19 protein-coding genes are annotated in these 19299 nt (G+C 72.4%); 10 read left to right on the forward strand and 9 right to left on the reverse strand.

What is annotated here, in order from left to right:
• Positions 1 to 7: 7 nt before the first annotated feature.
• The gene (locus ACSRUE_RS04195; protein ID WP_441293056.1) at positions 8 to 658 is read right to left on the reverse strand and encodes a glutathione S-transferase family protein; all 651 of its coding nucleotides are present in this window, start codon (positions 656 to 658) and stop codon (positions 8 to 10) included.
• Positions 659 to 778: 120 nt separating this feature from the next.
• Between ACSRUE_RS04195 and ACSRUE_RS04200 the strand changes: the two genes are divergently transcribed.
• Positions 779 to 1792, forward strand: coding sequence for an AraC family transcriptional regulator (locus ACSRUE_RS04200; RefSeq protein WP_441289891.1), 1014 nt, complete (start codon positions 779 to 781; stop codon positions 1790 to 1792).
• 226 nt (positions 1793 to 2018) lie between these two features.
• Here ACSRUE_RS04200 and ACSRUE_RS04205 read toward each other — a convergent pair whose 3' ends face one another.
• Positions 2019 to 2696: a DUF4336 domain-containing protein gene (locus ACSRUE_RS04205; protein ID WP_441289892.1), complete on the reverse strand. Its 678-nt coding sequence runs from the start codon at positions 2694 to 2696 to the stop codon at positions 2019 to 2021.
• Between the two features lie 50 nt (positions 2697 to 2746).
• Here ACSRUE_RS04205 and ACSRUE_RS04210 point away from each other — a divergent pair, with 50 nt between their 5' ends.
• The gene (locus ACSRUE_RS04210; protein WP_441289893.1) at positions 2747 to 3253 is read left to right on the forward strand and encodes a MarR family winged helix-turn-helix transcriptional regulator; all 507 of its coding nucleotides are present in this window, start codon (positions 2747 to 2749) and stop codon (positions 3251 to 3253) included.
• On the opposite strand, the gene ACSRUE_RS04215 is transcribed toward ACSRUE_RS04210, so the two are convergent.
• A complete protein-coding gene (locus tag ACSRUE_RS04215) occupies positions 3189 to 3833 on the reverse strand; it encodes an exonuclease domain-containing protein (RefSeq protein ID WP_441289894.1) in 645 nt (214 codons plus the stop codon). The genes ACSRUE_RS04210 and ACSRUE_RS04215 overlap by 65 nt on opposite strands.
• A 119-nt stretch (positions 3834 to 3952) precedes the next feature.
• Here ACSRUE_RS04215 and ACSRUE_RS04220 point away from each other — a divergent pair, with 119 nt between their 5' ends.
• The gene (locus ACSRUE_RS04220; RefSeq protein ID WP_441289895.1) at positions 3953 to 4333 is read left to right on the forward strand and encodes a hypothetical protein; all 381 of its coding nucleotides are present in this window, start codon (positions 3953 to 3955) and stop codon (positions 4331 to 4333) included.
• 18 nt (positions 4334 to 4351) lie between these two features.
• Here ACSRUE_RS04220 and tam read toward each other — a convergent pair whose 3' ends face one another.
• Positions 4352 to 5122 carry a trans-aconitate 2-methyltransferase gene (gene tam / locus ACSRUE_RS04225; RefSeq protein WP_441289896.1) on the reverse strand — a complete coding sequence of 257 codons (771 nt, stop codon included), beginning with the start codon at positions 5120 to 5122 and terminating at the stop codon, positions 4352 to 4354.
• Positions 5123 to 5430: 308 nt separating this feature from the next.
• On the opposite strand from tam, the gene ACSRUE_RS04230 reads away from it, so the two are divergent.
• Together ACSRUE_RS04230 and ACSRUE_RS04235 are read left to right on the forward strand one after the other, a co-directional pair.
• Positions 5431 to 6042, forward strand: a complete 612-nt coding sequence (locus tag ACSRUE_RS04230) for an NADPH-dependent FMN reductase (RefSeq protein WP_441289897.1) — start codon at positions 5431 to 5433, stop codon at positions 6040 to 6042.
• Between the two features lie 35 nt (positions 6043 to 6077).
• Entirely contained in the window at positions 6078 to 7484 is a 1407-nt protein-coding gene (locus ACSRUE_RS04235; protein ID WP_441289898.1) for a sigma-54-dependent transcriptional regulator, read from the forward strand.
• On the opposite strand, the gene ACSRUE_RS04240 is transcribed toward ACSRUE_RS04235, so the two are convergent.
• Genes ACSRUE_RS04240 through ACSRUE_RS04255 form a run of 4 tightly spaced genes read right to left on the reverse strand, consistent with a single transcriptional unit; the run spans position 7477 to position 12054 of the window.
• Positions 7477 to 8877 carry a sensor histidine kinase gene (locus ACSRUE_RS04240; RefSeq protein ID WP_441289899.1) on the reverse strand — a complete coding sequence of 467 codons (1401 nt, stop codon included), beginning with the start codon at positions 8875 to 8877 and terminating at the stop codon, positions 7477 to 7479. The two genes, ACSRUE_RS04235 and ACSRUE_RS04240, sit on opposite strands and share 8 nt — an antisense overlap.
• A complete protein-coding gene (locus ACSRUE_RS04245) occupies positions 8874 to 10085 on the reverse strand; it encodes an FtsX-like permease family protein (RefSeq protein WP_441289900.1) in 1212 nt (403 codons plus the stop codon). Before ACSRUE_RS04245 ends, ACSRUE_RS04240 begins: the two co-directional genes overlap by 4 nt.
• Positions 10079 to 11314, reverse strand: a complete 1236-nt coding sequence (locus tag ACSRUE_RS04250) for an ABC transporter permease (protein ID WP_441289901.1) — start codon at positions 11312 to 11314, stop codon at positions 10079 to 10081. Before ACSRUE_RS04250 ends, ACSRUE_RS04245 begins: the two co-directional genes overlap by 7 nt.
• Positions 11315 to 11334: 20 nt before the next feature.
• Positions 11335 to 12054 (reverse strand): ABC transporter ATP-binding protein, encoded by a 720-nt coding sequence (locus tag ACSRUE_RS04255; RefSeq protein ID WP_441289902.1) that lies wholly within the window; start codon positions 12052 to 12054, stop codon positions 11335 to 11337.
• A gap of 149 nt (positions 12055 to 12203) precedes the next feature.
• On the opposite strand from ACSRUE_RS04255, the gene ACSRUE_RS04260 reads away from it, so the two are divergent.
• The 4 genes from ACSRUE_RS04260 (at position 12204) to ACSRUE_RS04275 (ending at position 16808) form a co-directional block, all read left to right on the forward strand.
• A complete protein-coding gene (locus ACSRUE_RS04260; protein WP_441289903.1) occupies positions 12204 to 13163 on the forward strand; it encodes a GlxA family transcriptional regulator in 960 nt (319 codons plus the stop codon).
• Between the two features lie 210 nt (positions 13164 to 13373).
• Positions 13374 to 14090: a DJ-1/PfpI family protein gene (locus tag ACSRUE_RS04265; RefSeq protein WP_441289904.1), complete on the forward strand. Its 717-nt coding sequence runs from the start codon at positions 13374 to 13376 to the stop codon at positions 14088 to 14090.
• A gap of 249 nt (positions 14091 to 14339) precedes the next feature.
• Entirely contained in the window at positions 14340 to 14654 is a 315-nt protein-coding gene (locus ACSRUE_RS04270) for a DUF3817 domain-containing protein (protein WP_441289905.1), read from the forward strand.
• 234 nt (positions 14655 to 14888) lie between these two features.
• Positions 14889 to 16808, forward strand: coding sequence for a hybrid sensor histidine kinase/response regulator (locus ACSRUE_RS04275; RefSeq protein WP_441289906.1), 1920 nt, complete (start codon positions 14889 to 14891; stop codon positions 16806 to 16808).
• Positions 16809 to 16950: 142 nt separating this feature from the next.
• Here ACSRUE_RS04275 and ACSRUE_RS04280 read toward each other — a convergent pair whose 3' ends face one another.
• A complete protein-coding gene (locus ACSRUE_RS04280) occupies positions 16951 to 17664 on the reverse strand; it encodes a glutathione S-transferase family protein (RefSeq protein WP_441289907.1) in 714 nt (237 codons plus the stop codon).
• A gap of 250 nt (positions 17665 to 17914) precedes the next feature.
• Here ACSRUE_RS04280 and ACSRUE_RS04285 point away from each other — a divergent pair, with 250 nt between their 5' ends.
• A complete protein-coding gene (locus ACSRUE_RS04285) occupies positions 17915 to 19291 on the forward strand; it encodes a monooxygenase (protein WP_441289908.1) in 1377 nt (458 codons plus the stop codon).
• Positions 19292 to 19299: the final 8 nt, after the last annotated feature.

The following is a 19299-nucleotide window of genomic DNA, read 5'->3' on the forward strand; positions in this document are numbered from 1 at the left end:
TCCTCGGTCATGGAGTGGCCCCGAGCAACGGCGTCATGTCCGGATCCGCCTTCTTCATCGCGCGCTGATACGCGGGGCGTGCGCCGATGCGCTGCAGATAAGCCAGGATGTTCGACCACCGCGAGAGATCGTACGGCTTGAACAGCCGCATGGTGGTCAGCGAGAACACCGTCATGATGTCCGCCGCCGTCAGCTCCGGACCGGCGAGATAAGGCGCCTCCCCCAGACGCTTCTCCAATGTGGAGAGGATCAGGTCGAACCGCTCCTTCGCCGCATGCAGCGCCGCATTCTTCTCGGACGCATCGACGCGCTCCAGGTACCACACCCGCAGGACGGCCGGCTGCAAGGTCCCGTTGGCAAAGTGGAACCAGTAGAGATAGTCGGCGAACCCGGGCTGGCGGCGCTGCACGGCGAGCCGCCCCTCGCCATGGGTCGCGATCAGATATTCAGCGATCGCGCCGGATTCGCCGAGCACCAGCTGCCCGTCGGTGAGGATCGGCGCCGTCCCCATCGGGTGAAGCGCCTTGTATTCCGGCGGCGCCATCCTGTTGTCCTTTCGACGCTCATACCGTTTCAGCGCATAGTCGAGCCCGAGCTCCTCGCAGAGCCAGACAATCCGCTCCGACTGGGAACGACCGAGGTGATGCACGGTCAGCATGTTGTTCGCCATGAGCTCAACGTACGACCGCACGTCGCGAGATGCTTGCCGGTAGCTCTCTGCTTCTTGCTCGATCCTCTCGCCGGGGACAGAAAAGCGTGAGGGTGCTACGCTCGCCGCATGAACCTGGCGGCGCTCGCCGAGCTCGCTGCAAGCCAGCTCCCTCGCCCGAAGGACCGCGCTAGCCAGTACGTGCGACCGCTGAAGAACCTCGGCATCCTCCGGCACCACCAGCCGACCTCGTTCGAAGCCGCGGTCTACGAGCCGGTCATGGGCCTTGTGCTCCAGGGGCGAAAAGAAACGCTCCTGGGAGCCGATTCGTTTCCGATGGGCGTTGGCGAGTGTCTGCTCATCAGCCACGACCTTCCGGTGATCGCGCGCGTCACGAAGGCCCCGTACCTCGTGCTGCTGTTCGATGTCGAGCTGGAGACGCTGCGCGACCTGGTCGAGGCGATGGCCGATTCGCCTCCCTCCGCCGCGGGGTCTCGCTCGCTCGCGGTCCACACCTGCGATGCCAGGCTCGTCGACGCGCTCCATCGCTATCTCGCGCTCGTGGGCACGCGGACGGACGCAGCGGTGCTTGGTCCGCTCGTCTCGCGCGAGATCCACTACCGGCTCGCGACAGCGCCGTTTGGCGGCATGTTGCGCGACCTGATCCGCCGTGACAGCCACGCCAGCGCCATTGCGCGCGCGATCGCACAGCTGCGGCGTGACTTTCGATCGCCCGTCGAGATCCCCAATCTCGCGCGCAGCGTCGGGATGAGCGCGTCTTCGTTTCACAAGCACTTCAAGGCGATCACGGCGTCATCACCGCTTCAGTATCGAAAGGGCCTCCAGCTCCTCGAGGCCCGCCGCCTGTTGCGGGCCGGCACGCTCTCGGTCTCCGCGGCGGCGTTCGACGTCGGCTACGAGAGCGCGGCGCAGTTCAGCCGCGATTACACGCGCAAGTTCGGCGCATCGCCGAAGCACGACATCCCGGCAGCATCGCTGCCCCGCGGCGGCTCACCGCGTTGGCCGGGCGCGGGCCGGCGGTGGCGAAGCCGTGGGCGGCGGGCGTGGCCGCGAGCAGCTCGGCGAGCTCGGCCTCGTCCGGGCAGAACTGCCGCACGTCGCCGAAGCGCGGCCCGCGGGTGATCGCTTCCGCCTCGCCCTGCCCCTCCCCCGCGCGCGCCAGGATGCCCCGCGCGAGGGCCCACTCCAGGAACTCGCCGCCGGGCGCGCGGCCATGGATCTCCCGCAACGTCTGCACGTCATGCCCGCTCGTGTCGACTGGGCGCCCATCGCCGGACCGTCCTGATCTTCATGGCCAGGCCACAGTCCTACCGCACCGGCGCCCGCGCGCCGCTCCACGTCAGGGACGTCAGAGCACCCGCTCGAACGCGCCCTGCAGCGCGTCTCGACCGCCGCGCTCGACGACGTCGCCGTGCGCCACCACGATGCGCTCCGGCGCCCACGCGAGCATCCGCTCCACCGAGGCGCGCACCGCCGCGCGATCGCGCATCATCGAGCGCGCGATGCGCGACGGGCCGAAGCGCCCGTAAGCGCCGTTCAGGCGCATGAAGAGGCGCGTCGGGAGGTGCTCGCTCTGCGCGATGTGAAAGCAGAGATCCCAGACGAAGAGCGTCCTGCTCGGCCTGTGGAAGAAGACCGTCTCCTCGAGCTTCGGCATCCCGCCGACCGCCGCCTGGTCAATCTCCGCCGACCAGAGCGGGTCGGACGCGCCATCGAGCGCGCCGGTGAACGTCACGTCAGGGCGCTTCTCGCGGAGCCCCCGTGCGCCGAACAGCCGCGCCCCCGGGAACAGCCGCGCCGCCGGCGAGAGGCCGAGGTGGTGCAGCAGGTTCGGCGCCACGATCGCCCGCACCTCGCCGAGCGCGCGGATCTCGTCCGCCTCCCGCTCCACGCTCGGGAGCGGCGAGAACAGCAGCAGCCCGCCGTCCTCGAGGCGCACGACCGGAGATCGCACCGGAAACCGGAGAAACCCCACCTTCAACGTGTCTTCCGCAACCCAGAGGGATTGATCGAGCCGTCGCAGCATGTTTCAATTGGTAAACCAGCTTGACCATTTGGTCAAGCAAGTTGACCATCATGAACAAGCACGACTTCGATCCATGCGACGTCGCCGAGCTCGAGCGGCGCAAGCGCGCGAGCCTCGGGCAGCTCCTGCTCCGCTCGGCGCGGCTGCTCGACGAGCGGGCGGTGGCGCGCGTCGCCCGGCGCGGCGCGACCGGGGTGCGCCGGGCGCACACGGCGCTCATGCCGTACATCGACCTCGAGGGCACGCGGCAGATCGACCTGGCGGAGCGCGCCGGCGTGACGAAGCAGGCGGTGGGTCAGCTCGTGGAGGAGCTCGAGGCGGCGGGCGTGGTGGAGCGGACGCCCGATCCGGACGACCGGCGGGCGAAGCGGGTGCGGTTCACGCCGCACGGGCTGAAGATGCTCCTCCACGGGCTCGGGGTGCTGCAGGAGCTGGAGGAGGAGCTCACGCGAGCCCTGGGGGAGAAACAGATGGCCTCGCTGAAGAAGGGGCTCACCGCGCTCCTCGCGGCGCTGGAGGCGCCGGAGGCCCCGGAGACGCCGCCGGAGGGCCGGTGACGGCGGGGCTCCCGGGAACGCCGGCGGGGTGGGGCTCGAGGCCCAGCGCGTGCGGAAGGAGCCGCGCGATGTTGCGCGCGTCGTCGATGGCGCGGTGCTGCGTCCCCTGAAACGAGAGGCCGACCCGGCGCAGGGCCTGCCCCACGCCGAGCTCGCGCTCGGCGCCGAGGCGGCGGGCAAAGGCCCGCTTGAGGTTGAGGTGATCGCCGCCAAAGGGCAGCGCCACCCCGTGGCGGCGGGCATCGCGCTCGATCTGCCGCTTGTCGTAGCCGCCCCAGGAGCAGAAGAGCGCCTGTTTTCCGCGCACCAGCTCCCTCAGCCGCGCCGCCGCCGCGGGGAAGCGCGGGGCGGCGTCGACGTCGGCCTGGCGGATGCTCGTCAGCCGCATGCAGAACGCCGAGAGGCGCGGGTGTCGGATCGGGCGCACGAAGCACTGCAGCTCGGCGGCGGGTCGCAGGGTGCCGGCATCGACGAGCACGGCGCCGACCTCGATGATCTCCATCTCGTCGCGGGGGAAGGAGGGGTCGTCGCTGCAGGTCGCCTCGAGATCGATGACCAGGTAGTGCGTGAGGGAAGACATCGGCGTTCTCCTTGAATTCGTTGCGGGTAGTCTGCGGTCGCGAGGACCGGAGGACCCGGACACGATTCCGGACACGCCGAGGGCTTCCCGTGGCGGCGCCGCCGCGATAGGACAGGGCCGTGACACGCACCATCGCACGGTGGATACCCCTCCTCGCAGCGCTCTCCGCCGGGTGCGCCCCGGCGCCGCCCCCCGCGGCCCCGACGGCCGAAGAGGTCACCGCGAAGAAGGCCGCCAGCATGGCGCTCACCGCGCTGTTGAACCGCAAGTTCGACGTCCAGGGCTGCGACGCCTCCGGGGCGCGCGTGGTCCAGGAGGCCGAGGCGCGCGCGGGCGCGCCCCAGGGCGAGCGCTGCGCCATCCTCGTCGCGCGCAGGAGCGACCGGACATGGCTCGTCGCCGTCCGCTCCTCGCTCTCGTCAGCGTCCGTCGGAGCGCAGGCGCTCGTGACCGTGCTCCCCGAGGCCGAAGGCGTCGGCGCCATCGAGTACACGCGCTGATCCGCGCGGCGGCGGCGCTCACCGCGCCGTGGCGACGAGGAACAGCCGCCGGAACGGAAACGGCGTCTTCCCGTCCGCCGCCTTCGGATACGCCGCCGCCACCCGCCCGCCGTACTCCTCCAGGAACTCGGCCCGCTCCTGCTCATCGAGCGCCGCGAGCAGCGGCCGCAGCGCCGTCCCCTTGGTCCACTCGACGACCGGATTCACGCCCTCGAGGACGTGCAGATACTCCGTCTCCCAGATGTCGAGCCGCGCCGCGTGCGGCGCCAGCATCCCGTAATACGCCGCCGGCGCCGCGACCGGGCTCTCCCTCACCACCGCCGCCAGCCTGTCGCGGAAGCGAGGCAACCGGCTCGCCTCCACCATCGCCGTGTGCGACGGCGCGCCGTGGTTCCTCGGCATCTGCACCGCCAGCACGCCGCCGGCCGCGAGCCGCCCGAGCAGCGCCGGGAACAGCGCCTGGTGGTCGTCGAGCCAGTGCAGCGCGGCGTTGCTGAAGATCAGCGCGGGCGGCGCGGACGGAGCGAAGCGCGCGATGTCCCCCTCGACGAACCGCGCCCCGGGCAGCGCGGCGCGCGCCTGCGCCAGCATCTCCGGAGAGCTGTCGACCCCGAGGATCCCCCGGCCCGGGAAGCGCTGGGCCACGAGGCGGGTGATGTTGCCGGCCCCGCACCCGAGATCGACGATGTCGCCCGGCACGGTGAGGTCGACCCGGCCGAGCAGGTCAATCGGAGGGCGCGCCCTCTGGTCCTCGAACTTCAGGTACTGCGCAGGATCCCAGTCCGCCATCGCGCCCTCCATCGCTCCAGCGCGGCAGAGCGTGAGCCCACCCGCCGCCGTTTCCCTTCCCTACTTCCAGCAGATCCGGGCGCGCCTGTCGACGCAGAAACCGAGGACGCCCCCGGCGGCGACAGCGCAGGAGCCGCCGAGCGTCGCGCTGGACATCCCCGCACGGGAGCGGCCCCCTCGCGCCGGTGGATGCTCCGGAGATCTCCGATTCCTCGACCCGCCGCGCGAGCGCGGGGTAGCATCGCGCCGCAATCCACCGATCACCGAGGAGCGCCGCGCGATCCGTCGCCGGCCGCACGCAAGACCCTATGAAGCTCGCTGTCATCTCAGGCAGTCACCGCAACGGCTCCGAATCGGGGAAGATCGCCCGCCACGTGCAGCAACAGCTGTCGTCGTCGGCGGACGTGTCCTCCACGTACACGCTCGATCTCGCCGACAACCCGCTTCCGCTCTGGGACCCGGAGGTCTGGCAGCCGTCCGAGAAATGGGAGCGCGTCTGGGCCCCCATCTCCGCCGAGCTCAAGACGTCCGACGCCTTCGTGATCATCGCGCCGGAGTGGGGCGGCATGGTCCCCGCCGGACTGAAGAACTTCTTCCTCCTCTGCTCCCGGGGCGAGCTCGCGCACAAGCCCGCGCTCATCGTCGGGGTCTCCGCGAGCATGGGCGGCGCCTACCCGATCGCGGAGCTGCGCATGAGCAGCTACAAGAACACGTACCTCTGCTACATCCCGGACCACGTGATCGTGCGCAACGTCCGCGGCCTCCTCAACGACCCGGAGGCGCCGCAGTCCCCCGACGACGAGCGCATCCGCGAGCGGCTCCGCTACGCGCTGGGCATGCTCCTCCAGTACGGGAAGGCCCTGCAGCAGGTCCGCGCGAGCGGCGTGGTCGACCTGGCCAAGTACCCTTACGGGATGTGACGGGCCCCCGGGGGCGAACACGCTAGTCTCGCCGGGTGCCGAAGATCCTCGTCATCGACGATCAGCCCGCCGTCTGCGTCGCGCTGACGACGCTGCTCGAGCTGCACGGGCACGAGGTCCGCGTCGCCGCCACGCCCGACGAGGCGATGGCGGCGGTGCTCGGCGACGAGCTCGGCGCCGTGGTCCAGGACATGAACTTCCGGCAGAGCGCCACCTCGGGCGAAGAGGGGTTGGAGCTGCTCCGCCGGATCAAGGCCGTCGACCCCGAGCTGCCCGTCGTGGCCATGACCGCGTTCACGTCGATCGCGGGCGCGGTCGAGCTGATCAAGGCCGGGGCGAGCGACTACGTGCCCAAGCCGTGGGACGACCAGAAGCTCGTCGCCACCGTGGGCAACCTCGCGCGGCTGCGGGCGCTCGAGCAGGAGAACGCGCGCCTCCTGGCCCAGCGCGGACGCGCGCGGCACAGGCTCGCCGAGCGCCACGACCTGGCCGGGCTCGTGTACGCGAGCGACGCGATGCACGAGGTCGTGAGCCTCGCCGTGAAGGTCGCGCCCGCGGACGTGCCCGTCCTCATCACCGGGCCGAACGGGACCGGGAAGGAGCTCCTCGCCACCATCGTTCAGGCCAACTCGCGGCGGCGGGGCCGGCCGTTCGTCAAGGTGAACGCCGGGGCCCTCCCCGACGAGCTCGTCGAGGCGGAGCTGTTCGGCGCCGAGCCAGGCGCGTTCACCGGCGCGACCCGCCTCCGCGCCGGCCGCTTCGAGGAGGCCGACGGCGGCACCCTCTTCCTCGACGAGATCGGCACGCTGTCGCTGAACGGCCAGAAGAAGCTGCTGCGCGTCCTCCAGACCGGCGAGTACCAGCGCCTCGGGAGCAGCGTCACCCGCAAGGCCGACGTGCGCGTGCTGAGCGCGACCAACCGCGATCTCCCGCGGGCGATCGCCGAGGGATCCTTCCGCGAAGACCTGTACTTCAGGCTCAACGTCATAGAAGTGGCGATCCCTGCGCTGCGCGATCGCCCCGAGGACATCGCGCCGATCGCGAGCCACCTGCTCGATCGCCTCGCCGCGCGCGCGGCGGGCGGCGAGCGGGTGGCGCTCGGCCCGCGCGCGCGCCACGCGCTCGCCGAGCACGACTGGCCGGGCAACGTCCGCGAGCTGGAGAACCGGCTCACGCGCGCGGCGCTGGTGCGCAAGGGCGAGACGATCGAGCCGCACGACCTGGGGCTCGACGCGGGTGCGCGCGTGCCGCCGGCGCCTGGGGCGCACGCCGCGTCGTCCGTGCCCTCCGCGACCTCCTCCGAGCGCCTCGAGATCGAGCGCGCGCTCGTCGAGGCGCGGGGCGTCGTCGCCAAGGCCGCGGCGTCGCTCGGCCTGAGCCGGCAGGGGCTCTACCGGCGCATGGACCGGCTCGGGATCCAGATCGAGCGGAAGCTCAAGTAGCGCGCTCGTCCGGCGCCGGCGGCAGGCGGCACTCCGCCTCGGCCCCGCCCCCCTCGCGGCGCCGCAGCGCGAGCGCGCCGCCGTGCGCGGTCGCGATCTCGCGGCAGAGCGCGAGGCCGAGCCCGCGGCCCTGCTGCTTCGTCGAGTAGAAGGGCAGGAGCGCCTTGCCCGGGGCGTCGTCCGGGAGCCCGTGGCCGCGGTCGGCCACCGTGAGCGCGAGCTCGCCCGTCGAGAGGCGCCGCACCGAAACCTCGATCCGGTCGGGCGGGCTCCCGGCCTCGACGGCGTTCTTGAGCAGGTTCAGGAGGAGCTGCTGGATCTGCGCTGGATCGAAGAAGCCGGGCTCGTCCGGCGCGTCGCCCAGCGTGAAGGGCGCGAGCCCGCGCAGCCGCTCGAGGAAGGGGCGCCACGGGACCCGCTCGGGGGCGGGCGGCGGGAGGCGCGCGAGCTCGGCGTACGCGGCGAGGAAGCGGGCGAGGTGCGCGCTCCGCTCCTCGAGGGTGTCGAAGACGACGCCGAGGCGCTCCCGCTGCTCCGGGCGATCGAGCAGGAGGCGGCCCGAGTGGAGGAGCGAGGAGATCGGCGCGAGCGAGTTGTTGAGCTCGTGGCTGATCAACCGGATCGCGTTCCTGTGGAGCTCCGCCTCCCGGCGCGAGATCTCGCGCGTGAGCGACCGGACCGAGACGAGGACGTGCGCCTGGGTGTTCAGGCGGAACGCGCGGCGGGCAACGTACAGCGTCTCGATCTCGCCCCGGCGCTCGACGGACACGAGGGCGTCCCGCCCGGCGATCATCGCGGCGCGGAGCTCCTCGGGCTCCCCGGCGAGCAGCGCGGAGAGCGTCCTCTGGCCGACGCGCTCGCCCGCGGCGAAGAGGGCGCGCGCGGCGCCGTTGCCGTACACGATCCGGCCCGCCTCGTCGTGGAGCACCATCGCGACGGGGGTGGCGTCGAGCGCCGTCTCGAGCAGGAGCTCCTTCTGGTAGAGGTCGTCGCGCTGCGCACGCAGGGCGTCCCCGAGGCGGTTGTGGCGCTCGACGAGATCCCCGAGCTCGTCCCGGCGGTCGTGCCGGACGCGCTGCGTGTAGTCGGACTCGGCGAAGCTCGCGAGGCCGTCGGTCACCGCGCGGAGCAGGCCGACCGCGCGCCCGAGCAGCGCGCGGGAGGCGAGCGCGCCGGCGACCAGGGCGAGCCCGAGCCCCGCAAGGGCGGACACGGGCAGGGACGCCTGCGATCGCGCGGCGACGAGGCTCCCGGCGCAGGCGGCGGCGGCGGTCAGGACGACCACGGCGGCGAGGCGGACCTGGAGGGGCACGCGGAGCCTCGCGTGGAGCGCGCGGAATGAGCGGAGCACGTCGAGCCTCTGCGACCCGCGGAGCAGATGAAGCCGCCTCATGAGCGTGACGCCTCCGCGGGAGAGACAGCGCTCGCGCGGCGTGCGGGCAGGAGCGCCGCGGCCATGCCGACCAGCCAGACGGCCGCGGCGACGAGGCCCACGACCTTCGGATCGAGGGGCACCTCGAGCTCGGGGGCGACGGCGCGCGCTACCGCCCGGAGCGCCGCGAGGGCGGCGGCGCCGACGGCGAGGCCGGCCGTCGTGAGCAGCGCGTTCTCGGCGAGCACGAGGCGCGCGACGTCTCCGCGGGTCGCGCCCAGGGCGCGACGGATGCCGAGGGCCTGGCGGCGCTCGGCCACGAGCAGCGAGGCCATCCCGATGCGCCCCAGGAAGACGACGACGAGCATCATCCCGATGATCACGAGGGCCAGGCCGCCCGCGCCGCGGTTCGTGCCGGTGTCGAGATCGGCGCCCTCGTCGAGCCTGCGCACGAGCGCGACGCGGCGCGGATCGGCGCGCTCGAGGGCCTCGCGTACCGCCGCCGCGGCGCCGTCGCCGGCGTCCGGGCCGAGCCGGACGAGGTACGTCAGCGTGCGGCCGAGCTGGGGCCCCTCGGCCGCGAAGAGGACGCTCTCGGCGTCGGGATCGGGCCCCATCGAGGCGCGGAACGGTGGCACGACGCCGACGATGACGAGCGGCCTTTGCCGGGCGCTCCGGCGCACGATCTGCCCGACCGCGCCGCCGTCCGGGAAGAGGCGCGCCGCGAGCACCTGCGTGACGACAGCGGGCGTGGCGTCCACGGCGGCCATCGCCGCGGACGCGGCGTCCCCTGGGGCGAGCGGGCGCCCCGCGAGCGGGGCGAGACCGAGGACCGCGGCGACGCCGCCGCGGTCGTCGAGCATCCAGGCGAGGGCGCGCCGGCCGCCCGGAGAGGTCGTCTCGACGGTCTCCCGGTGCGTGAGGTTGAACGGCGCCGCGGTCGCCTCGGCAGCGCCGCGGACCCCGGCGACGCGCGCGAGGGCCTCGGTGTCGCGGCGGACCGCGGCCGCGTGCTCGCCGCGGGACGCGAGGTTCGGGCCGTCGCGCTCGGTCACGGCGAGCAGCAGCGAGCGCGTCTCGATGCCGCGCGGCACGGACGCGGCGCGGGTGAAATGGAGGGCGAGCCCCGAGGCGTGCACGGCCACGGCGAAGCCGAAGCCGGTCTCGAGCACCATCAGGAGCGCGGGCATCTTCTGGCGCGCAAGCGCCCTGACGAGGGGGCCTAGCACGATCGCCGGAGCCCTTCGGCCGGGGGTGTCCTCGCCGCGCGCCAGGCCGGGTACGCGCCGGCGAGGAGGCCGGCGGCCATCGCGGCCACGAGCGCCGCTCCGGCGGAGCGCGCGTCCAGGTGGAAATCGACGGGCCGGAGGTGGATGACGCGGTTGACGAGCGCGAGCGCCGCCGCGGCCAGGCCGACGGCGAGCGCGGCGGCGCTCGCGGCCACGAGCGCCACCTCGGTCAGGAGCCCGAGGAACACGTCGCGGGCGCTCGCGCCGAACGCGCGGTAGACGGCGATCTCGGCGCGCCTCGCGCGGAACTTCCCCTCGATCAGCCGCGCGACGTTGAGCGTGCAGGCGCCGAGGAGCACGTCGGCGAGCAGGGCGAACAGGGTCGTGCCGGGGTCGTCGGCGCGGAGCGCGTGCAGGCGCTCGCGCGGCACGAGCTCGGCCCCGAGGACGCGCCGGCCGCGCGCGCGCTCGCGCTCGACGTGGGCGTCGAGCTCGGCCTGGAACGCTGCGCGGCGGGGCTCGTCGCGGAGCTCGACCAGGAGATCCAGCCAACCGTTGTCCGAGGCCGCGAGCGCGTCGAAGCTGCCGCCCGGATCCTCGGTCTCGCGGACCACCACGGGCCGCACGCCGAGCGCGATGCCGGCGGCGCTCGGCGCGAAGACCAGGGGGATGCGCGGGGACCGCGCGCCGGCGGGGGCCGGGACCGCGACGACGCCGACCACCCGGAACGGCTCGCCGAACAGCCGGAGCGTGCGGCCGACGCCGCTCGCTCCGACGAACAGCGCGCGCTCCGCCGTCTCGGAGAGCATCAGGGGGCGCTCCCGCCCGGCGCCGTCCGCCGGCGACCAGGTCGCGCCGCTCTGGACCGAAGCGCCCACCATCCCGAAGAGATCGCGGGTGCAAAAGACGACCCGGATCGGGACGAGCGGACCGTCGTCCGCGCTCCCAGCGGCCACGACGGCGTAGACGTCCGACGCGCGCGAGGGGTGGGGGCTCTCGAGGAGGACGCGGTCGCGCAAGGCCGGGGGATCGATCGCCCTCGGGTCCGTGGGCTCGCCGCGCTCCCGCCGGATGGACACGTGGTAGATCCCGCGCACGGAGGCGAGCGGGTCGGACGTGCGCTCGTGGAGGACCGCGCGCGACGCCGTCCACGCCGCGAGGCCGAGCGTGAACGCGAGCAGCATGATGGCGGTGTGCCCCGGCTGCCGGCCGAGGCTCCTGAGGGCCATCCGGAGCGCGTCGCCAGCCGTCACGGGAGGCCCTCGGGCGAAGCTTCCGAGGGCGGCGCCGGCGGCGCGGGGGCCCAGGGATCGATGAGCTTGCCGTCGAGCACGTGGACCCTGCGGCGCGCCCGCGCCGCCAGCTCGGGGTCGTGCGTGGTCATGACGATCGTCGTGCCGCCGGCGTGGATGCGCTGGAGCAGATCGAGGATCTGCCGCGCCGAGCGGGAGTCGAGGTTGCCGGTGGGCTCGTCGGCCAGGAGGAGCGAGGGCTCGCCGACCAGCGCGCGCGCGATCGCGACGCGCTGCTGCTGGCCGCCCGAGAGCTCGCTGGGCCGGTGGCGGAGCCGCGCGCTCAGGCCGACGCCCTCGAGCGCGCGCAGGGCGCGCTCGCGCCGCACACGCGCGCCCAGGCCCCGGACCCGCAGCGGCACGTCGATGTTGTCGAACACATCGAGGTCGGCGATGAGCTGGAAGCTCTGGAACACGAAGCCGATCTTCCGGTTCCGGATCGCGCTCGCACGGGCATCGGAGAGCCCCTGAATCGGCTCGCCGTCGAGGAGGTACTCGCCCCCGTCGAATGGATCGAGCAACCCGGCGACGTTGAGGAACGTCGTCTTGCCGGAGCCGGAGGGGCCCATCACGGCGAGGAACTCGCCGCGCGCGACGTGCAGCGTGAACCCGGCGAGCGCGTGGGTCTCGAACAGGCCGCGCCGGTAGACCTTGGTGACGTTCGTCATCCGTATCATATCGGCCTCTTTGGCAGGAAATGCAGGTACTTTATCTTCACGGCCATCGGCCAGCCAGCTACCGTCGTCGCGTGAAGCGGCTCCCTGCATCGAAATCCGCTCCCTCTGCCACGCCGCGCGCGCATCGCCATGGCCCGACGCGCAGGGTCGTGGCCGTGGCCTACGACGGCGCGAGCGCCATCGACGTGGTGGGGCCAACCGACGTATTCGCCCTGGCCTCGGACATCGCCAGCACCAAGGTGCCCGGCGCTCCCCCCGCCTATGCGGTCGAGATCGCGGCCGTGGACGGCGGCGTGATCCGGACGCTGTCGGGGGTGCAGATCGTCGCCCACAAGGCGCTCGCGGATCTGGCCCCCGGCATCGATACGGTGCTTGTCGCCGGGGGCGAGACCCGTGAAGCGACGCGGGACGCCCGGCTGCTCGCCTGGCTGCGCGCGACGACGCCCGAGGTGCGGCGCATGGGCGCCGTCTGCACCGGCGCCTTCCTCCTCGCCGCCGCGGGGCTGCTCACGGGGCGCCGGGCGGCCACCCACTGGCATTCCGCGGCCGCGCTCGCGCGCGAGTTTCCCGGCGTCGAGGTCGACCCCGACGCGATCTTCGTGCGGTCCGGGAAGATCTACACGTCGGCGGGCATGACAGCGGGCATCGACCTCGCGCTCTCGATGGTGGAAGAGGATCTCGGATACGACATGGCGCTCATGGTGGCGCGGGGGCTCGTGGTCTTCCTCAAGCGCCCGGGTGGACAGTCCCAGTTCAGCCGCCCGCTCCTCGCGCAGACGGTCGCCACGGGCCCGCTGCAGGGCGTGATCGACTGGATCCTCCGGCACCTCGACGCCGACCTGCGCGTCGAGGCGCTGGCGGAGAGGGCCGGGATGAGCCCGCGCAACTTCGCGCGGACGTTCACCCGGGCCATGCGGATGACCCCGGCAAAATTCGTCGAGGCGGCCCGCCTGGAGCAGGCGCGCTCCTGCCTGGAGGGGGGCCGAGCGTCGATGAAGGAGCTCGCGCGCGACTGCGGCTTCGGCACGGACGAGCGGATGCGGCGCGCGTTCCAGCGCACCCTGCAGGTCACGCCGGAGGACTACCGGAGGCGCTTCGGTCGAGCGTGAGCGGGCGCCGGGCGCGCCGCCCTGCGCCTGCGTGTCCTGAAAGCAGGGGACGATGTCCTTTCGGCCCCCGCCGGCGTGGCTCACAGTCGGGTCGACGAAGCGCGTTCAGCCGCGCTCGTGAGCGCCACGCGCGGAGCTGCGTCGAGACGAAGCTCCGCCATCGAGGCGCTCCTCCGCAGGTCGACAAACGAAAGGGATCAGGGACGAAAGATGACGGACGCCTATGAGTTCAAGCTGCCAGATCCTCAGCCGCCGCTCCAGGTCGGCATGGTGCTCTACCCGGGCCTCACGGCGCTGGATCTGATCGGCCCTCAAAGCGTGCTGACCGCTCATGCGACGACCTATCTGCTCTGGAAGACGCGCGACCTGGTCATGACTGACTCGGGGATTCCTATCCAGCCGACGGCGACCTTCAGCGACTGTCCGGACGACCTGGACATCCTGTTCGTGCCGGGCGGCATGGGCACCCCCGACGCCATGGTGGATCAGGAGATCCTCCGCTTCCTGAGGGATCGGGGCGCCCGCTCCAGGTACGTGACCTCCGTGTGCACGGGGTCGCTCATCCTGGCCGCGGCAGGTTTGATGGAAGGATACAAGGCCACGACACACTGGTCCACGCGCCACATCCTCGAGGCGTTCGGCGTGGAGAGTGTCCGGGCGCGCGTGGTGGTCGATCGCAACCGGATCTCGGGCGGCGGGGTGACCGCAGGCATCGATTTCGGGCTGGCGCTGCTGGCGCTGCTGCGCGGAGACGATGCCGCGAAGCTCACGCAGCTCATGCTGGAATACGACCCCGCCCCGCCCTTCAACGCCGGGGTGCCCGAAGCTGCGGGCCCCGAGCTGACGCAGCGCATATTGAGCGTCCTCGATCCCTACGATCGGCAGATGCGGAAGATCGCCGCCGAGAGGAGCGGCAGAGCGAGCTGAAGCGCGCCGTCCGCGCCGCGGCCTCCCGGGGGCTGGTCGTCACGTGGATCGCGGGATACCTCTTGACCGCGCTGCTGCAACTCCCCATGACAGAGCGGAGATCGCCCCGTCGCTGGCTTCGCAGCTCGCCCTCGTCCACAGCGCCGCGCGCGATCGACGGACGGTCGGCGCGTTCGTAATGACCTTTACCCCTCTCTTCGTGGTGCTGCTGATGATGGTCTTTCGCCCCGCCTGGTCTGGTGCCGGACGATGAACACGCTCCGCACCCTGCGCCTCGTCGGCTTCCTGGAAGGGCTGTCCTTCCTGGCCCTCCTCGGCGTCGCGATGCCGCTCAAGTACCTCTTTGAGCTGCCGATCGCCGTACGGATCGTCGGCAGCGCCCACGGGCTCCTCTTCCTCCTGTTCGTCGGCGCGCTGATTCGCGCGGCCAGCGAGCGCGACTGGCCGCATCGCCGCTCGCTCGCGGCGCTCGTCGCGTCGCTCGTCCCCTTCGGGACGTTCGTGCTGGACCGCGCCCTGAAGCGCGAGATCGAGGGAGACGCGCAGGCGGCCGGCGATGGCTGACGCCGGCGCGTCGCGTCCAGGTCACGCGCGCCGGCGCTGCGCGCGGATGCGGCTCAAGGACACGGGCGTGATGCCCAGGTACGACGGACAGGCCAGGGCTGGCTGAACTTGCGAGGCGGTTGCACTCGAATCGCCCCGGCACGCTCGCCTGCTCGCGAAGCCGCTCGTCCGCCGCGAGGTCGCGACGCGCCGACGGCGCCGATCGCGCCGGTGCGCTATAGGGTGTCGTCGCGGATGAAGCAGCAGCAAGAGCAGCTGTGGCTCGACGACGTCATCGGGGGGCTCCCCCTCCCCGTCCTCGTGCTGAGCCCGGCTGGCGTCGCGACCCACGAGAACCCGGCGTATCGAGCGAGGTTCGGCCCGCGCACCGACGAGCGCGGCGAGATCGCGTCCGCGCTGCGGGGCGGGCACGCCTCGGCGCTTTGCGCGGCGCTCGACGGCGTCTCGCGCGCCGTGCCGCTCGGCTCGATCAGCGGCGCGCCGTTCACCGGGCACTACTTCCCGATCCGCGACGCTTCAAGCGCCGTGGCGTTCGTCGGGATCCTGTTCGTCGAGGAGCGCGCCGCCCCGGTGCCGGCCGCCCCAGCGCTGACCTCGGAGACCCACGACATCCCGGAGGTCGAGCGCAGCCTTCGCCGCATCCTCGACATGATGCCGCAGCTCGTCTGGTCGACGCGGCCCGACGGTTATCACGATTTCTACAACCGCCGCTGGTACGACTACACCGGCGAGACGCCCGACGCCACGCGCGGCGCCGGCTGGAACGACCAGCTGCACCCGGACGATCAGCAACGCGCCTGGGAGCGGTGGGTTCGCTCCGTCGAGACGGGGGAAGACTACCAGATCGAGTACCGCTTCCGGCGCGCCGACGGCGCATACCGCTGGTTCCTGGGCCGCGCGCTGCCGATGCGTGACGAGGCAGGGCGCATCCTCCGCTGGTTCGGCACCTGCACCGACGTCGACGATCAGAAGCGCCTCGAGCAGCAGCGGGCCGAGGTCCTGGCGCAGGCCGAGGAGACCAGCCGGCTGAAGGACGAGTTCCTCGCGATCGTCTCGCACGAGCTCCGCACGCCCCTCACCGCGATCCTCGGGTGGGCGCGCATGCAGCGCTCGCGGCCGGAGCTCGCGCCCAAGGCGATGGAGGTCATCGAACGCAACGCCGAGGCGCAGGCCAGGCTCATCGAGGAGATCCTCGAGAGCTCGCGCATCGTGACCGGGAAGATCCGCCTCTACCCCAGGAACGCGAGCGTGAACGAGCTCGTCCGCACCGCGGTCGACGCCATCCGGCCGGCCGCTGACGCGAAGGCCATCGCCCTCGACGTCAGGCTCGATCCCGGTGTCGGGGAGATCGTCTGTGATCCCGATCGCCTCCAGCAGGTGGTCACGAATCTGCTGGTCAACGCCGTGAAGTTCACGCCGGGCGGCGGGCAGGTCGGACTCCAGACGGCGCTCCATCCGGGCGGCGTCGAGGTGACGGTGACGGATACCGGGAAAGGCATTTCGGCCGCCTTTCTCCCGCACGTGTTCGAGCGGTTCCGCCAGGCGGAGGCGGCCACCACACGGCAGCACGGCGGACTCGGTCTCGGGCTGGCGATCGTCAAATACCTCGTCGAGCTCCATGGCGGCGCCGTCCGCGCGCGGAGCGACGGCGAGGGGAAAGGGGCGTCCTTCTGCGTGCGCTTGCCGGTGCGGGCCGTGGCCCTGGCGCAGGGCGAGAGCTCCGAGGTCTCGTCCGAGATCGAGCATCCCTCGGCCGGGACGATCCCCCGGCTCGACGGGCTGCGCGTGCTCGTCGTCGACGACGAGCCGGACGCGCGGGAGCTCGTCACCATGGTGCTGCGCGAGGCAGGCGCCCAGGCGGACGAGACCGGCTCGGCCTCGGCAGCGCTGGAGATGATGAGTCGCGCTCGGCCCGACGTGCTCGTCAGCGACATCGCCATGCCGGAGCAGGACGGCTACGCCCTCCTTCGCGAGCTCCGATCCCGCGCTCCGGACCTCGGCGGCTCCGTGCCGGCGCTGGCGCTCACCGCCTTCGCCCGGCGCGAGGACATCGTTCAGGCCCGCGACGCCGGGTTCCAGCTCCACCTCGCCAAGCCGGTCCAGCCGGGCGAGCTCGTGGCGGCGGTCTATCGGCTCGCGCGCAAAGGCGCCTGATACGAACCGGGCGCGGAAGCGAGGAGAATTCACAGGGAGGCGGGGAGACGGGGAGGAGCTCTTCAAATGCTCCCTGTTTCCCCACCTTTTCTGTTCAATTTCCTCGCTGAAAAGGGCTACAAATGAGCGGATTCCTCGGAGGTCAGGCGGGAGGGCTCCAGTCGGCATAGTAGCGTTGCCGCATGCGCTCACAGTAGGCAACGAGGTTGGGCTGGGCCTCGGCGTGGCGCTTCAGCGGGGAGTCGACGGGGAAGCGGAGCACGCTGGCGAGGAGGGCGTACACGGTCGCGTCCACCGAGCTCGGCTCGGTCCCGAGCATGAAGGGCTGGTCGCCGAGCAGGGTGGCGATGGCGCCGAGGTCCGCCTTGCCCTGGGCATAGATCTCCTCGCGGCTGTGGCGCCCCGTGCCCTGCGCGCGGAGCATGCCGGTCATCCGTTTGCGCAAGAGCTCGACGATCACGCCGCCGACGACCCGCGGCATGAGCGGAAGGAAGATGGGGCGGTAGGCGGCCCACCCCTCGGGCTCGCTCCAGCGGACGAACACCACCATCCAGTAGAACGCCTCTTCGAGCATGCGCCGGATCACGTGGCCTCGAGCGCGCGCCTCCGCGGTGAGGTGGGCGTCGAGCTTGTCGCCGTGGGCGCGCTCCATGTGCTCGATGATGAGCTGCGAGTCGCCCATGGTACAGCCGTCGATGTCGGCATACGGGATCTTGCCCTTTGGCGCGCGGCGCGGGTCGGCGGAGCGCACCTCGTAGGGGAGGCCGGCCATGCGCAGCCAGGTCTCGAGCTTGAGGCAGAACGGGCTGATGTTCGGGACGCCCCACGCGGCAGGGGCCTGATAGAGGGTGATCATGTCGGCGCTCCTCGTTGAAGTTCCAGCACGTCATGTCATCTCCCCGAGGAGCGGCGCGGCGTCCACGTAGACGGATGAAGGACGGAATCCCTCGCTCGTCCCCCGCACGAAATCGACGCCGGACCGCGGGCGCAAGACACCTGTCCGCCTCCGCCGCGGACACCTGTCCGGACGCGGACACGCGCCCTCGCGCGCCGCCCGCCGATTGCGGCCAATCCTCTCGGGCACGCCCGCTGCTTGGGCGCCCCGCATGCGTCTTCTCATCCACTTCGTCTTGCCCTCCGCCACGGCGCTCCTCCTCGGCTGCTCCCCCGAGGCGGCGCCGGGCGCGAGCACCCCGACCTTCCACAGGGACATCGAGCCGCTGCTCCAGAAGAGCTGCCTCGGCTGCCACGCGCAGGGCGGCACCGCGCCGGTGAGCCTGGCCTCGTACGAGAGCGCGAAGGCGCTCGCGCCGGTCATCGCCGACGAGACCGCGGCGCGGCGGATGCCGCCGTGGGGCGCCCTGCCGACCGACGAGTGCGCGCCCCCTCGTCCGTTCCGGGGGGACCTGCACCTCTCCCTCGACGAGATCGCCCTGCTCCGCGCCTGGAGCGACGCCGGCGCGCCCGAGGGGGATCCCGCGGACGCCCCGGCCCCCACCACCCCCGTCGCGGCGGGCCTGTCGCGAACCGACCTCGAGCTCTCGCCCAGGGCCCCCTTCGCCGCGGCGGAGCGCTCCGACAGCTTCCGCTGCTTCGTCCTCGATCCGGGGCTCACGGAGCAGGCGTGGGTCCAGGGCTACGACGTGCTGCCGGGCAACCGCGCCGTGGTGCACCACGCGCTGCTCTTCATCGACGTGAACCGCGAGAGCGAGGCGCTCGGCGGCGAGAGCGGCAGCTACGAGTGCTTCGGCGACGCGCGCCTCTCCGAGACATCGCTGCTCGGCGCCTGGGCGCCCGGCACGCAGGCGTTCGAGCTGCCGCCGGACATCGGCATCTCGGTGCCAGCGAACGCGCTGCTCGTGATGCAGGTCCACTACCACCCGAAGCCCGGCGAGGCGCCCTCGCCCGACGCGACCCGGGTCGCGCTCCGCCTCATGGACGAGAAGCCGCGCCGCGCGCTCTCGCACCTGATGCTCGGCAACGCCGAGGCGCCGCTCCGGGACGGCACCGGGCTCCTGCCCGGGCCGGGCGACCGCGGGAGCGTCGAGTTCCGGATCCCGGCCGGCGCCCGGGGGCACGTCGAGCGGATGCGGTACACCATCGACTTCCCGATCCCCGAGATCTCGATCTACGGCGCCAGCGGCCACATGCACCGGGCCGGCGTCGACCTCAAGGTCGACCAGATCCGCGCCGATCCGCGGGGCGACGAGGCCGACCGCGCGTGCCTCGTCCAGACGCCCGCGTGGGACTACAACTGGCAGCGGCTCTACAGCTACGACGCGCCGATCGACGAGCTGCCCACGCTGCGGTCGGGCGACACGATCGAGCTGCGCTGCACGTACGACAACACCACGGAGAACCCGGCGCTCGCGGCGCAGCTCATCGAGGAGCGCCTGCCCGCGCCGCAGGACATCGTCCTCGGCGAGTCGACGCTCGACGAGATGTGCGTGGCGTTCCTGCCTGTCGTCCACCCGAACCTCTGAGGAGACGC

It is taken from the genome of Sorangium sp. KYC3313, assembly GCF_052075895.1.
GTDB classification, from domain to species: Bacteria; Myxococcota_A; Polyangia; order Polyangiales; family Polyangiaceae; genus Sorangium; species Sorangium cellulosum_B.